At 61.3% G+C, this 14,935-nt stretch carries 12 protein-coding genes and 1 riboswitch; of the genes, 5 read left to right on the top strand and 7 right to left on the bottom strand.

The features are described 5' to 3' along the window. Nucleotides 1-156: 156 nt before the first annotated feature. A complete protein-coding gene (gene thiC, locus AC193Q_RS22780) occupies nucleotides 157-2,046 on the bottom strand; it encodes a phosphomethylpyrimidine synthase ThiC (protein ID WP_047290956.1) in 1,890 nt (629 codons plus the stop codon). Nucleotides 2,047-2,193: 147 nt separating this feature from the next. Beyond that, a riboswitch (TPP riboswitch) is annotated at nucleotides 2,194-2,299 on the bottom strand. A gap of 205 nt (nucleotides 2,300-2,504) precedes the next feature. Between thiC and AC193Q_RS22775 the strand changes: the two genes are divergently transcribed. Next, entirely contained in the window at nucleotides 2,505-3,938 is a 1,434-nt protein-coding gene (locus AC193Q_RS22775; RefSeq protein ID WP_483878814.1) for a TolC family outer membrane protein, read from the top strand. Between the two features lie 165 nt (nucleotides 3,939-4,103). Here the strand turns inward: AC193Q_RS22775 and waaA are convergent, their stop codons facing one another. Together waaA and AC193Q_RS22765 are read right to left on the bottom strand one after the other, a co-directional pair. Beyond that, nucleotides 4,104-5,378, bottom strand: a complete 1,275-nt coding sequence (gene waaA / locus AC193Q_RS22770; protein WP_047290955.1) for a lipid IV(A) 3-deoxy-D-manno-octulosonic acid transferase — start codon at nucleotides 5,376-5,378, stop codon at nucleotides 4,104-4,106. Between the two features lie 11 nt (nucleotides 5,379-5,389). Continuing rightward, complete coding sequence (locus AC193Q_RS22765; RefSeq protein WP_483878813.1) at nucleotides 5,390-6,292, bottom strand: LysR family transcriptional regulator; 903 nt, start codon at nucleotides 6,290-6,292, stop codon at nucleotides 5,390-5,392. A gap of 102 nt (nucleotides 6,293-6,394) precedes the next feature. Here AC193Q_RS22765 and AC193Q_RS22760 point away from each other — a divergent pair, with 102 nt between their 5' ends. The 4 genes from AC193Q_RS22760 to AC193Q_RS22745 all read left to right on the top strand — a co-directional run bounded on the left by AC193Q_RS22760 (nucleotide 6,395) and on the right by AC193Q_RS22745 (nucleotide 9,858). Next, nucleotides 6,395-6,727 (top strand): DMT family transporter, encoded by a 333-nt coding sequence (locus AC193Q_RS22760; RefSeq protein WP_003221050.1) that lies wholly within the window; start codon nucleotides 6,395-6,397, stop codon nucleotides 6,725-6,727. Between the two features lie 146 nt (nucleotides 6,728-6,873). Beyond that, a complete protein-coding gene (locus AC193Q_RS22755) occupies nucleotides 6,874-8,049 on the top strand; it encodes an NAD(P)/FAD-dependent oxidoreductase (RefSeq protein WP_047290953.1) in 1,176 nt (391 codons plus the stop codon). Continuing rightward, nucleotides 8,046-8,858 carry an aldo/keto reductase gene (locus AC193Q_RS22750; protein ID WP_483878812.1) on the top strand — a complete coding sequence of 271 codons (813 nt, stop codon included), beginning with the start codon at nucleotides 8,046-8,048 and terminating at the stop codon, nucleotides 8,856-8,858. Before AC193Q_RS22755 ends, AC193Q_RS22750 begins: the two co-directional genes overlap by 4 nt. 31 nt (nucleotides 8,859-8,889) lie before the next feature. Next, entirely contained in the window at nucleotides 8,890-9,858 is a 969-nt protein-coding gene (locus AC193Q_RS22745; RefSeq protein ID WP_047290951.1) for a hypothetical protein, read from the top strand. A gap of 78 nt (nucleotides 9,859-9,936) precedes the next feature. Here AC193Q_RS22745 and hldE read toward each other — a convergent pair whose 3' ends face one another. From hldE to msbA, 4 genes are all read right to left on the bottom strand, one after another. Next, nucleotides 9,937-11,358 carry a bifunctional D-glycero-beta-D-manno-heptose-7-phosphate kinase/D-glycero-beta-D-manno-heptose 1-phosphate adenylyltransferase HldE gene (gene hldE, locus AC193Q_RS22740; protein WP_041065802.1) on the bottom strand — a complete coding sequence of 474 codons (1,422 nt, stop codon included), beginning with the start codon at nucleotides 11,356-11,358 and terminating at the stop codon, nucleotides 9,937-9,939. 102 nt (nucleotides 11,359-11,460) lie between these two features. Continuing rightward, a complete protein-coding gene (gene cysC, locus AC193Q_RS22735; RefSeq protein WP_047290950.1) occupies nucleotides 11,461-12,072 on the bottom strand; it encodes an adenylyl-sulfate kinase in 612 nt (203 codons plus the stop codon). Then, nucleotides 12,065-12,769, bottom strand: a complete 705-nt coding sequence (locus AC193Q_RS22730; protein WP_047290949.1) for a sulfotransferase family 2 domain-containing protein — start codon at nucleotides 12,767-12,769, stop codon at nucleotides 12,065-12,067. The genes cysC and AC193Q_RS22730 overlap by 8 nt, the downstream gene beginning before the upstream one ends. Nucleotides 12,770-13,002: 233 nt before the next feature. Then, on the bottom strand, nucleotides 13,003-14,805 hold the full coding sequence (msbA, locus tag AC193Q_RS22725) for a lipid A export permease/ATP-binding protein MsbA (RefSeq protein WP_047290948.1): 1,803 nt from the start codon (nucleotides 14,803-14,805) through the stop codon (nucleotides 13,003-13,005). Between the last annotated feature and the right edge of the window lie 130 nt (nucleotides 14,806-14,935).

Below are 14,935 nucleotides of genomic sequence, written 5' to 3'. Positions count from 1 at the left end.
GGCCCACTTGTGGCGAGGGGATTTATCCCCGATGGGCTGCGCAGCAGCCCCAAAACCTGAGAATGCGGTACATCTGAAGGACCCGGTTCTCAAAATTGCGACTGCTGCGCAGTCGATCGGGGATAAATCCCCTCACCACAAAAGATCAGTCAGGGATCAGACTTTTTTATACAGCTGACTGCCTTCCTTCTTGAACCGCTCGGCCTGTTCCGCCAGGCCTTGGGCGACGTCCACGTCGACCGCGTCGATCCGCTGGTTGGCCGCGTATTCGCGGACTTCCTGAGTGATCTTCATCGAGCAGAACTTCGGCCCGCACATCGAACAGAAATGCGCGACCTTGGCCGAATCCTTCGGCAGGGTTTCGTCGTGATACGAACGCGCGGTGTCCGGATCCAGACCGAGGTTGAACTGGTCTTCCCAACGGAATTCGAAACGCGCCTTGCTCAAAGCGTTGTCGCGAATCTGCGCGCCTGGATGCCCTTTGGCCAAGTCCGCTGCGTGGGCGGCGATCTTGTAGGTGATGATCCCGGTCTTCACGTCATCCTTGTTCGGCAGACCCAAGTGCTCCTTCGGTGTCACGTAGCAGAGCATGGCGCAACCGAACCAGCCGATCATTGCCGCACCGATACCCGAGGTGATGTGGTCGTAACCCGGGGCGATGTCGGTGGTCAGCGGACCGAGGGTGTAGAACGGCGCCTCGTCGCAGCACTCCAGCTGCTTGTCCATGTTCTCCTTGATCAACTGCATCGGCACGTGGCCCGGGCCTTCAATCATGCATTGCACGTCATGTTTCCAGGCGATCTTGGTCAGCTCGCCGAGGGTTTCCAGTTCGCCGAATTGCGCTTCGTCGTTGGCGTCGGCAATCGAGCCCGGACGCAGGCCATCGCCCAGCGAGAAGCTGACGTCGTAGGCCTTCATGATTTCGCAGATTTCGTCGAAGTGGGTGTAGAGGAAGTTCTCTTTGTGGTGCGCCAGGCACCACTTGGCCATGATCGAACCGCCACGGGACACGATGCCGGTCACGCGCTTGGCGGTCAGCGGCACGTAGCGCAACAGCACACCGGCGTGGATGGTGAAGTAGTCGACGCCCTGCTCGGCCTGTTCGATCAGCGTGTCGCGGAACAGCTCCCAGGTCAGGTCTTCAGCAACGCCGTTGACCTTCTCCAGCGCCTGATAGATCGGCACAGTGCCGATCGGCACCGGCGAGTTGCGGATGATCCACTCGCGGGTTTCGTGAATGTGTTTGCCAGTGGACAGGTCCATCACCGTGTCCGAACCCCAGCGAATGCCCCAGGTCAGTTTCGCCACTTCTTCTTCGATGGACGAACCCAGGGCGCTGTTGCCGATGTTGCCGTTGATCTTCACCAGGAAGTTGCGGCCGATGATCATCGGTTCCAGTTCGACGTGGTTGATGTTGGCCGGAATGATCGCGCGACCACGGGCGATCTCTTCGCGGACGAACTCAGGGGTGATTTCTTTCGGGATGCTCGCGCCGAAGCTGTGGCCGGCGTGTTGCTGAGTCAACAGGCCGGCAGCTCGGGCCTCTTGCAGCTTCATGTTTTCGCGGATGGCGACGTATTCCATCTCGGCGGTGATGATGCCTTTGCGCGCGTAGTGCATCTGGCTGACGTTGGCCCCGGCCTTGGCGCGGCGCGGGTTGTTGACGTGAGCAAAACGCAGTTTGGTCAGCTCCGGATCGGCCAGACGTTCCTGACCGAAGCTGGAGCTCAGGCCTGGCAGACGCTCGGTGTCGCCACGGTCATCGATCCACGCCGAACGCACGTCGCCCAGACCTTTGCGCACGTCGATCACCACGTTCGGATCGGTGTACGGGCCCGAGGTGTCGTAGACGGTGACCGGCGCGTTGATTTCGCCGCCGAAGTCGGTCGGCGTCACATCGAGGGTGATTTCGCGCATCGGCACGCGGATGTCCGGGCGCGAGCCCTGAACGTAGACTTTTTGCGAACGGGTGAACGGCTGAACCGACTGCTCATCGACCTTGGCCGAGTCACTCAGGTTGATCGCGTTTTTTGCTTTTGTAGTCATCACGGGCTCTCCAGACAGCATCCAGGCAATGGATTGTCGGAGCAGAACCTGAAAGGCACGGACGCACCAGGACTGGTGCTGTGCATCGTCGTCGAGCGTTCGATTGTCGAACAATTTTCCCGGACGAAGCACAAGAGGACTCGCCGGGTGACGAGAAATCTTGTTCCCTACGCAGGCGCTAACCTGATCAGGTTCAACGGGATCCGAAATTATTCGATCTCAGCCTCATAGCAAGGCACCCCGACAAGAACCCGGCCAGTCTAGACACAACCGGCGAAGAACGCCAACACCGCGGCAAACACCATGATGAATGGCGCAATTACCGGGACTTGCAGGATTGTTGCCGCACGTTTGCACAACTACACTCGCTTTGCCCTGCGCACCTTGACGCTGTCGGGGCCGCGCCGTAGCCTTGGCGCGCACATTATTTTCGTAATATTTTTGCTAGGGATCGCCTCATGCTGCGCAAACTTTCACTGGCTCTTGCCGTGTCTTGTGCGTCCAACGCAATGGCCTGGGCAGCAGAAGCGCCCTTGTCGACCAAGACCGATCTGGTCAGCGTCTATCAGGAAGCCGTCGACAACAACGCCGATCTGGCCGCCGCCCGCGCCCAGTACGGCGCGCAGAAAGAAGTGGTGCCACAGGCCCGTGCCGGCTTGCTGCCGAACCTGTCCGGCGGCGCCGAAGTGGCGGATGTGCGCACCTCGATCGACCAGCCTTCAGCCATTGCCAATCGCAGCGCGCATTCCTATCAGGCGACCCTGGCCCAGCCCTTGTTCCGTGCCGACCGCTGGTTCCAGTATCAGGCCGCCAAGGACGTCAACGAACAGGCCGCCCTGCAACTCTCGGCCAGCGAACAGAACCTGATCCTGCAATCAGCCGAAAGCTACTTCAACGTGCTGCGCAGCCAGGACAACCTGGCTTCGACCAAGGCAGAAGAAGCCGCGTTCAAGCGTCAGCTCGACCAGTCCAACGAGCGCTTCGATGTCGGCCTGTCGGACAAGACCGACGTCCTGCAATCACAAGCCAGCTACGACACCGCGCGTGCCAACCGGATCGTTGCCCAGCGTCAGGTCGACGATGCCTTCGAAGCGCTGATCACCCTGACCAACCGTCAGTACAACTCGATTCAGGGCATCGTCCATACGTTGCCGATCCTGCCGCCGACACCCAACGACGCCAAGGCCTGGGTTGACACCGCCGCCAAACAGAACCTCAATCTGCTGGCGAGCAACTTTGCGGTCAGCTCCGCCGAACAGACCCTCAAGCAGCGCAAGGCCGGCCACTTGCCGACCCTCGACGCCGTGGCCAAATACGAAAAGGGTGACAACGACGCCCTCGGCTTCGCCAACCCGAACGCCTTCGGCATGCCGTACGGTGGCAACGTCGATCAACGCACGCTGGCGTTGCAACTGAACATTCCGATCTACAGCGGCGGGCTGACCAGTTCGCAAGTGCGCCAGTCCTATGCGCAACTGGATCAGAGCGAACAGCAGCGCGAAGCCCTGCGCCGGCAGATCGTCGAAAACACCCGCAACCTGCACCGCGCGGTGAACACCGATGTCGAGCAGGTACAGGCGCGGCGCCAGTCGATCATTTCCAACCAGAGCGCGGTGGAAGCCACGGAAATCGGTTATCAGGTGGGGACGCGCAACATCGTCGACGTGCTCGATGCTCAGCGTCAGCTGTACACCTCGGTGCGCAACTACAACAACACCCGATACGACTACATCCTCGACAACCTGCGCTTGAAGCAGGCGGCGGGGACGTTGAATCCGGGTGATCTGGAAGACCTGCGACGTTATTTGAAGGCCGACTACAACCCGGACAAGGATTTCCTCCCGCCGGATCTGGCCAAGGCCGCCGAAGCACAGCTCAGGGCGCGGCCGTAAACAATCTGAATAAATCCCCTGTGGCGAGGGGATTTATCCCCGATTCGACTGCGCAGCAGTCGTAAACCCGGCTTACCCGATCTGACTGAATCACCGAGGTGAATGGTTTGGGGCTGCTGCGCAACCCATCGGGGATAAATCCCCTCGCCACAATGTTCCAGGCGACTATTTGATTAACCGGCCCAGCCCATCCAGCAGCCGCTGCAACGCTCCCTGATTACGCCGCATCACTGCCAGCCCGGCCTCGGCCATGCGCTGGGCATCGCGCGGCAATTCGAACAGGCGCTGCACTTCCACCGCCAGCCCTTCGGCGTCATCCACTTCGGCCAACGCCCCGGCTTCACGCAATTGCGCGGCGATGTCGAGGAAGTTGAACAGGTGCGGGCCGCTGAGCACCGGTTTTGCCAACGCCGCTGGCTCCAGCAGATTGTGTCCTCCGTTCGGCACCAGACTGCCGCCAACGAAGGCACTGTCCGCCAACGCGTAAAGAAACAGTAATTCGCCCATGGTGTCGCCGAGCAACACCGCGGTGTTTGCCTCAACATTGGCACCGGTGGAACGACGCACCGTGGCAAACCCTTCGCGCTGGCACAACTCGAACACCGAATTGAAACGCTCGGGATGACGCGGCACCAGAATCAGCAGCGCATTCGGGTAGTTAGCCAGCAGGCGACGATGGGCGTCGAGCACCACTTCGTCTTCGCCATCGTGGGTACTGGCAGCGATCCACACCGGGCGCTCCAGCGCCTGCCATTGGCCGCGCAACTCATGGGCGCGCTGCAGCAGTTGCGGGTCGATGGTCAGGTCGAACTTGATCGAGCCAGTGACCTCGACCGTCTGCGGACGCGCGCCGAGATCTCGGAAGCGCTGGGCTTCAGCCTCGGTCTGCACCGCAAAAAAACTCATTTCAGCGAGCATCGGCGCGGTCAGCTTGCTGAAGCGCCCATAGCCCCGCGCCGAACGCTCGGACAGACGACCGTTGGCCAGCGCCACCGGGATCCCGCGTTTGGCACACTGATGAATGTGGTTGGGCCACAGTTCGGTTTCCATGATCACCGCGAGTTTCGGTTTGGCGTGATCAAGAAAACGCGCCGCTGCGCACGGCAAGTCGTATGGCAGATAGCAATGCTGGATGCGCGGCTCGCTGGCGAACAGTGCCTGTATGCGCTCCGATCCGGTCGGGGTCATGCAGGTCACGGTGATCGGCAGCTGCGGATAACGTTGCAGCAAGGCGCGAATCATCGGTGCAGCGGCGATGCTCTCTCCCACCGATACTGCATGCACCCAGATGCCTCCGGGTCGCAGTGACGGCATGCCGTAAGAGAAGCGCTCGCCAATCCGTTTGGCATACGCCGGAGCCTTGCGCGAGCGCAGCCACAGCCGAATTGCCACCAATGGCAGCCCCAGGTAAAACAGCGCGGTGTAGAGAGTTCTATTCATGGCGGCGGAGTTTATCGACTTTTGTCGCCGATCGCCCGCAAGTGCACGGCAAAACGTTCCGCCAGCCACCTTGCGGCAGGGCCGAGCGGTTCGTCGCGGCGCCAGACCAGTTCCACCACCAGCGCCGGCGGCGTCCACTCACTGTCCAGCTCAACCATCAGGCCCTGATAGGCTGAATACTGCACCACATGCCGGGGCAGCCACGCCCAGCCAAGATCCCGCACCAGCCATTCGGCCATCACATAGAAACTGTCGGCACGCCACACCTGCGGGCTGGCTGGCTCGTTGCCGGGATAGACGCTGGTTTGCGTCGACATCAGCAATTGCCGATGCTGCGCCAGCTGCTGGCAGGTGACGTAGGACTGCGTCGCCAACGGATGATTGATGCCGCAGACGGTGACCATTTCCACCCGCCCCAAGACCCGACGTTCCAGCGCTTCGGGGATCTCATCGTGATAGAACAGCAGGCCCAGATCGGCACGGCGTTCGACCAGTTTGCGCGCCACTTCGCCCTGAGCGGCGCTGGTCAGTTGCACTTCGAGGCTAGGAAATTGCCCGGCCAGCGCATCGAAGCTTTCCACCAGTGCCTGATAAGGCATGGCCTCGTCCTGGGCCACGCGCAACTGCGCTTCCTGACCGCGCATCATCGCCATCGCCCGACCGTTCAGACGCTCGCATTGACGCAACACTTCTCGCGCCTCTTCGAGCAGCGCCTCGCCGGCTTCGGTGAGTCGGGGCTGGCGACCACTGCTACGCTCGAACAGGCAGACGCCCAGATCATCTTCCAGCAGGGCAATCGCGCTGCTGATGGCTGACTGCGCCTTGCGCTGCTGACGTGCGACGGCGGAGAACGAGCGCTGTTCGGCGACGCTGACGAAGGCGCGCAATTGTTCCAGATTCCACTGGGTATTCATCGATCGACCCATCTTCAAAACAGATAGGTAATGACTTTACCGCATCTGGCGAATCACTAGAATGCCGCCTCAGCAAGCAACGTTTTACATGAGGATCTACACATGAACGCCTACGCCTTCCTGGCTATCGCCATCTGCGCCGAAGTGATTGCCACCGTTTCGATGAAAGCGGTCAAAGGCTTGAGCACTCCGCTGCCGCTGATCCTGGTGATCGTCGGCTACGGGATCGCCTTCTGGATGCTGACCCTCGTTGTCCGCACCGTGCCGGTGGGTGTCGCCTACGCCGTGTGGGCGGGCATGGGCATCGTCATGGTCAGCGTCGCGGCGCTGTTTATTTATGGACAAAAGCTGGACGTGCCGGCAATGCTCGGGATGGCGCTGATCGTGCTCGGCGTGGTGGTCATCCAGTTGTTTTCCAAGACTGCCGGGCATTGAAGAAAAAGATCGCAGCCTTCGGCAGCTCCTACATTGGAATGCATATCCCTGTAGGGGCTGCCGAAGGCTGCGATCTTTTTTCGCCTCTGAGCTCCGATCCCCGAGTCTGTATACTGCGCCCTCGTCTTGAACACTGAGGTCGTTGCATGCCATCCGTTATTTCCACCGACGTTCTGATTGTCGGCGCTGGTGTCGCCGGCCTCTGGCTGAACGCGCGTCTGCGCCGCCAGGGTTTTTCGACCGTGCTGGTGGAAAGCGCCAGCCTCGGCGGCGGGCAGAGTGTGAAGTCCCAGGGCATCATCCACGGTGGCGCCAAATATGCGCTGCACGGTGCACTGACCGGCGCCTCGGAAGCCATCGCCGACATGCCGCGCCGCTGGCGTGAGGCGCTGGCCGGCAACGGCGAGCTGGACCTGTCCGGCGTGCGCGTGCTGTCCGAAGCGCATTACCTGTGGTCGCCCGGCACCCTCGCCGGCAACCTCACCAGTTTCTTCGCCAGTAAAGCCGTACGTGGCCGAGTCGATCAGGTCAAGGGCGATCAACTGCCGCCGGCGCTGCAAGACAAGCGCTTCAAAGGCAAGGTCTATCGCCTCGCCGAACTGGTGGTCGACGTGCCGAGCCTGATCCAGCGTCTGGCCGATCTGGCCGGTGACGGTCTGCTCGCCGGACAAACCATCGAGCCGCTGCTGGAAGCGGGCGTGCTGGTCGGCCTGAAGGTCGACGGCCGCGAGATTCGTGCCCAGCGCATCGTGCTCAGCGCAGGGGCCGGCACCGCGCAGTTGCTGGAACATCTGGGCCTGACCCAACCGGCGATGCAACGCCGACCGCTGCACATGATCATCGCCAAAGGCCCAAGCCTGAAGCCGCTGTACGCCCATTGCCTGGGTGGCGGCACCAAGCCGCGCATCACCGTCACGACTCACCCGGCCGCTGATGGCAACTGGGTCTGGTACCTGGGCGGCGACATTGCCGAAAGCGATGGCGTGGCCCGCGAGCCTGCCGAACAGATCGCCACCGCGCAGAAAGAACTCGGCCAATTGCTGCCGTGGATCGACCTGAGCCAGGTGCAATGGGCGACCTTGCGGGTGGATCGCGCCGAACCGCTGCAAACCGGCCTGACCCGCCCGGACAACGCTTTCCTTGCCGAGCAGGGTCGCCTGCTGGTGGGCTGGCCGACCAAACTGGCGCTGGCACCGGACTTTGCCGACCGGGTCATCGCCTCACTGGAGCGCGACGGCATTCAGCCACAACCGACCGAGCCACTGCCGGCATTGCCAAAACCACCGATGGGCGTACCGGCCTGGGAGCAATTGTTGCCATGAGCGTAGCGACCCTGCACGAACTGCATCGCCCGCTGGGCAGCACCGGCCTGCTGGTGTCCCCGCTGGGCCTGGGCACAGTCAAACTGGGCCGCGACCAGGGCGTGAAATACCCCAACGGCTTCCAGATCCCCGACGATGGCGCGGCACGCTTGCTGCTCAATCAGGCCAAAGGTTTGGGCATCAACCTGATCGACACGGCTCCGGCTTATGGCCGCAGCGAAGAACGCCTCGGCCCGTTGCTGCGCGGCCAGCGACAGGACTGGGTGATTGTCAGCAAGGTCGGTGAAGAGTTTGCCGACGGCCTGTCGCGGCATGACTTCAGTGCGGCGCATACACGGATGTCGGTCGAGCGCAGCCTGCAACGTCTTGAAACCGATTTTATCGACCTGGTGCTGGTGCACTCCGACGGCAACGATCTGGCGATCCTAGAGCACGAAGAAGTCTACGCCACCCTTGCCGCACTCAAGGCCGAGGGCAAGATTCGCGGGTTCGGTTTCTCCGGCAAAACTGTCGAAGGCGGGCTCAAGGCGCTGGAGCAAGGGGACTGCGCGATGGTCACCTACAATCTGAACGAACAGAACGAGAAGGCAGTCATTGACTATGCTGCTGCCCACGGCAAAGCCATTCTGGTGAAGAAGGCGCTGGCCAGCGGCCATGTGTGCCTGAGCCCCGGCGTGGACCCGGTACGCGCCAGCTTCGAGCTGCTGTTCCGGCAGCCCGGCGTGGCCAGTGCTATTGTCGGAACGATCAATCCGCTGCACCTCGCCCATAACGTTGCGACCGTTGCCCAGGTCCTTCGTGGTCACTGACGCCGCCTCGCGGCCTTAAGCAGGAGCCGACATGCCGCGCACGCTCATCAGAAAGAACCCGAGCAACTTCAAGACACTGCCGCTGTTCGTCGAGGCCACGCCCGAAGGCCTGACCTATCAGAGCGTCGGCATGCCGCTGAATTTCGCCCAGACCTTGCAGCGGCGCAAACCGGTGAGCGTGGCGGATGCCGAGCGCTTCGCGGTGGAACTGGCCAACCTCGGAGTCTCGGTGCGCCTGACCCTGCATTGGCAGAATCGCGACTACTGGGTGCTGGTGCGCCAGCGTCGGCAGGATCGCGGCGACGTGGTGCTCAAGCTGATTTCCGGTTACGTGCCAGCCCATGAGCTGAACATCCCGCTGCACACCGCAATTCAAGAGATTGCCGAAGAGTGCCTGCTGGAAACCCCGGAGGGCTGGCTCGGCGGGCGATTCAACGACACGTGGCTGCCCGCGCCCTACTCGTCCGCCCTGCATTACCGCGAAGCGCTGCCGTTTCGCTTGACGCCGTTGTCCGGCTCGGCGCGGCCGGTGCGCTGTGCCAATCTGCAATTGCTCGAACGGCCCCGGGCCTATGTGCATTTGCCCACCGCGTCGCTGCAACTGATCTACGACCTGCGCCTGGAAGTGCCAAAAGAAGCCAAATCGCTGAGCCTGTTTCATGTCGATGAGCGGCTGGAGGGTGATCAACTGGTGGCGCGCCTGGACCGCAAGCGTCCGGATCTGTATCTGATGCCGTTGCAGGATGGCGAGCCGCTGGCCGAGCTGTACACCTTGAAGAAAGGCCTGCTGTCTCCGGCCGGCACGCGCGGTCTGTATCTGGCCGAAAGTTTTGCCAGACAGGATGGCTGGCTGGTGCGCGAGGAGCGGATTCGCTGGAAGGATTGGCTACGTCAACAAGGCCTGACGCCGCCGGAGAAACCCACGGGCCTGGCGCGGTTGCGCGGCAAGGCGAAGCAACTGTTGAAGAAGATCGTACCGCGCAAGAAAGTCAGTTCCTGAAACGCAAAAGATCGCCGCTTGCGGCAGCTCGCATTCCAATGCGGAAGCTGTCGCAGGCGGCGATCTTTTTAGCTTGAATCAGTGACCACGAATTTTTTCCACGATCGCCGTGGTCGAGCTGTTTTCCACCAGCCCCAGCACTTTCACCGTGCCGCCGTAAGCTTTGACGATGTCGGCGCCGACCACTTGGTCGATACCGTAATCCCCCCCCTTGACCAACACATCCGGTTTGACTTCGCGCAGCAGGTTTTCCGGGGTGCCTTCCGGGAAGCTGATCACCCAGTCCACCGCGCCGAGGCCTGCGAGGACCGCCATGCGTCGGTCGACACTGTTGATCGGACGCCCCGGCCCCTTCAGACGGCTGACCGAGGCGTCATCGTTGATCGCCACGATCAGACGGTCGCCCTGGGCACGCGCCTGCTCAAGGTAAGTCACGTGCCCGGCGTGCAGAATGTCAAAGCAGCCATTGGTGAAGACGATGCGCTCGTTATGCGCGCGAGCATCGGCCACTGCCAGTACCAGTTGCTCCAGCCCCAGAACACCGCGCTCCGAACCTTCTTCACGCTGGATCGCGCGACGCAGTTCCGGAGCGCTGATCGCTGCAGTACCGAGCTTGCCGACCACAATACCGGCGGCCAGGTTGGCCAGTGCCACCGCGTGCGGCAGTTCTTCACCGGCAGCAATTGCCGCTGCGAGGGTGGAAATCACCGTGTCACCGGCACCGGTCACATCGAACACTTCACGGGCACGGGCCGGCAGGTGCAACGCCGGATGCTCCGGACGCAGCAGGGTCATGCCGTGTTCGCCACGGGTGACCAGCAGCGCGCCGAGTTCGAGATCGTGCATCAGGGCGGCGCCCTTGCTCACCAGCTCGTGCTCATCGGCGCAACCACCGACGATGGCTTCGAATTCGCTGAGGTTCGGCGTGATCAGACTGGCGCCACGGTAGATCGAAAAATCCTTGCCCTTGGGATCGGCCAGCACCGGAATGCCTTTGGCCCGGGCCGCCTGAATCAAGGCCTGATGGTTTTTCAATGCACCTTTGCCGTAGTCCGACAGCACCAGCACCTTGATCCCTTCGAGCAGATCATCGACCTGCGAGGCCAGGGCCAGCGCATCGGTGGCAAACGGTTCTTCGAAGTCGATACGCAGCAATTGCTGGTGCCGGCTCATGACCCGCAGTTTGACGATGGTCGGCTGATGCGCGATGCGCTGGAACAGGGCACGCACGCCAGCGCCCTTGAGACTGTTGCTCAGGCTGTCGGCAGCTTCGTCATCACCGGTCACACCGACCAGCGACGCCGGCGCACCGAGCGCGGCAATGTTCAAGGCAACGTTGGCAGCACCGCCCGGACGGTCTTCGATTTGCTCGACTTTTACGACCGGAACCGGTGCCTCAGGGGAAATCCGTGAGGTTCCACCATGCCAGTAACGGTCGAGCATGACATCGCCGACCACCAAGACTGGGGCTTGATCGAATCGCGGCATGGACAACTTCATGGAGCAACCCACATACAAAATGAACAGGGCCGCGATATTAACACAGGGTTGGCGCAGGCTTGAGTGCAGCCTGCAACAGGATGAAACAGTCCGTTACTTTGCTCATTTTTTGAGCACCAGCGCCGCCAGTTGCTCACAGGATTCGGACAACTCCAGCGCCTCGGTGTCGATCTGCCACTCGGCTGCCAATGGCGCTTCGTAAGGGCTGTCCACGCCCGTAAAGTGCTTGATCCTTCCTTCCCGCACGGCCTGATACAACCCTTTCGGATCGCGACGGGCGCAGACTTCGAGCGAAGTGCTGACGTGCACTTCGATGAAGTCACCCTGGGCAAACAACCTGCGCGCAGCGTCGCGTTCGGCGCGAAACGGCGAAATGGCCGCAACGATCACTATCAGCCCGGCGTCGACCATCAATCGTGCTACCTCGGCCATGCGCCGAGTATTTTCCCGGCGGCAGGCGTTGCTCATGCCCAGGTCGCGACACAGGCCATTGCGCACATTGTCCCCATCGAGCAGAAAGGTGTGCAGACCCGACGCATGCAGGTGCAGTTCGAGGGCATTGGCCAAGGTTGACTTACCGGCGCCGGAAAATCCGGTCAGCCACAGGCAGCGTGGGCGTTGCGCCTTGAGCGCTGCACGGGCCTGATGTGATAACGCCAGACCGTAAGGCCGAATGGCCGGGGCTTGCATCGGCATTGACAGGAACTCATTCATAACCGAGCAACTCGTAATCACGCTGATAAACCCGACGCACCAGACGCCGGGTGCGCACCGTACAGAACTCCCGCGCCGGCATTGCTTGCCTTTCCCGCGAGCCGTTGACGTGAGGCAACTCGCCAGTCAGCCCCAACTGTTCGCAAACCAGACGAAAATCCCGCGCCAAGTGTTCCTGATAACCGATGAAGTCCAGCGCCAGATGCCCCAGCGAATCGGTAAGAAAGTCGGTCTGTGCCGCAAAGTGCAATTGCCGGGCAACCGTCTCCGGATGCAGCCAGCGCGCGACAAAATCGTCGAAATCCCGGTACTGCCGCACCAACTGCTGCGCCGAATGGTCACGCGCGCTCAACTCGTTGCCACGCAAAAAGGCGTAGGCCGAATAGGCGCGCTCCAGCGGGTCGCGGACAAAGGCGAACTTGAAGGCGTTGGCGAACTGCTCGGGGAATTGCTCTTCGTACCAGTACAACGGCAAGTGCCCGGGACGCCAGCCGTCGAACAACGCCGTGCAAACGCTGCTGCCGGCACATTTCGGGACATGGATGAACAGGCAGGAGCGCTGCTGGAAGGGCTGGGGAAACGTCAGGTTGGCCGACATCGACTTGTTCACCACCTGCCGATCGACCACCGACAGGCGCCCGAGCAGAAAGGCTCGCTGCGGCTTGGGCAGCAGTTTCCAGAGATAGCGTTGCAACATGAAAGCACCCGCGCGACGGGGATGGCCCCCTCGATGAAAGTCAGAGTTCGTTGGGGAACCTTAACAAGCGCGATGCCCGGATTTATTCCGGTTTGGTCAAGAAGGGTAAAGGTCTGGATACAAACGACTGTGGGAGCGAGCCTGCTCGCGATAGCGGGTGAACATGCGACACGGACGTCGTCTGTTGCAGTGCTTTCGCGAGCAGGCTCGCTCCCACAGGACAGGGCCTGGAATCAGGCGATATCTTCGGCCGGCGCATCCAGGCCCATGGCATTGAGGCGCGCGTAGTAACCATTTTGCGCCAGCAACTGATCATGGGTACCACGCTCGACAATCCGCCCCTGATCCATGACCAGAATCAGGTCGGCCTTCTCGATGGTCGACAGACGGTGGGCGATCACCAGGGTGGTGCGACCCTTCATCACCTGATCCAGTGCCGCCTGAATGTGCCGTTCGGATTCGGTGTCGAGCGCCGAGGTGGCCTCGTCGAGAATCAGCAGCGGCGCGTTCTTGAGCAGCGCGCGGGCAATTGCCAGACGCTGGCGCTGACCACCGGAGAGCAATACACCGTTCTCGCCGACCTGAGTGTCGAGGCCTTGCGGCAGTTGCGAAATGAAGTCCATCGCGTAGGCATCACGCGCGGCTTTCTCGATGTCTTCGCGGGGTGCACCGGCCAGATCGCCATAAGCGATGTTATTGGCCACGGTGTCGCTGAACAGGGTGACGTGCTGGGTCACCTGGGCGATATGACGGCGCAGGTTGAGCAGCTTGTACTGCTCGATTTCCACGTCGTCGATAAGGATTTCGCCCTTGTCGTGGTGATAGAAGCGTGGAATCAGGTTGGCCAGCGTTGACTTGCCGCTGCCGGAACGGCCGACCAGCGCGACCATCTGTCCCGGCTGGACCGAGAAGCTGATGTCGTCGAGCACCTGACGCTCGGTGCCCGGGTAGGTGAAGCTCAGGTTGCGCACGTCCAGGCGACCGCTCACCGAATCGCGTTCGACCGTACCGGTATCAACTTCCGGCTCGACGTCCAGTTGTTCGAAAATGCTCTCGGCACCGGCCACGCCTTTCTGGATGGTCGAGCTGACTTCGGACAATTGACGGATCGGCTTGGGCAGCAGACCTGCCAGGGTGATGTAGGCGACCATGTCACCGGCCGAGGCGTCACCGCGCAGGAACAGCACGAGGAACATCAGCACCGCCATGGCGGTGTAGATCACCAGTTGCAGCATCGGCGTGTAGATCGCGCCGGTACGGGTCATGCGCAGTTGCTTGTCGGTGTTGCTCTGGCTGGCGTTGAGGAAGCGTTGTTCTTCGTAAGCCTCGCCACCGAAGCTGCGCACCACGCGATAACCCTGGATGGTTTCCGAGGCCACATGCGTGACATCACCCATCGCCAGCTGGATCTTCTTGCTCTGCTTGCGGAATTTCTTGCTCGCGGTGCGCACCATCAAGGCGATGAGCGGCAGGATCGCGACCATCACCAGCGTCAGCTTCCAGTTCATGAACAGCAGCGAGGCAAACAGGAAGATCACCGTCATCCCTTCACGGATTACGACCTTGATCGCATCTGTTGCCGCCCCCGTGACCATGGTCACGTTGAAGGTGATACGCGAAATCAGATGACCGGAGTTATGCTTGTCGAAATAGCGGTTGGGCAGCACCAACAGGTTGTTGAACAACTGCACACGCAAGTCATGCACCAGCCCCAGGGAAACCTTGGCCAGGAAGTAGTTGCCCAGATAGGAGCCCAGCCCCTGCCACGCGGCGATCACAATGATCAGCAGCGGTACGGCCTGCAGCAGTTGCAGGTCACGCAGGTAAGGCACGGAGGGAAACAGCACCGCTTCAGGATTGGACAGGCCATCGACAAAGTACTTGAGGATGTAGCCGAGCATCGGCTGCGTCGAGGCGAAAATCAGAAAGCCGACGATGCTGATCAGGAACAGACTGATGTACGGCCGGACGTAGCCGAGCAGGCGGAAGTAGATTTTCAAGCTCGAAGGGCTTGCGGCGGGACTGGAGTCGGTCATATCACGCGAAAGTCGATAAAAAGGACGCTGACTTTAGCACAGCTTCTTCAGGGTTCTGGCAATCGGCGAAAGGCTGTTATTGTTATGCACCTTTTCTGCATCAAATAGCCATCACTCGAATGGTCGATCA

The organism is Pseudomonas sp. F2, from assembly GCF_057174385.1.
This window is presented reverse-complemented; position numbering and strand designations above follow the sequence as displayed.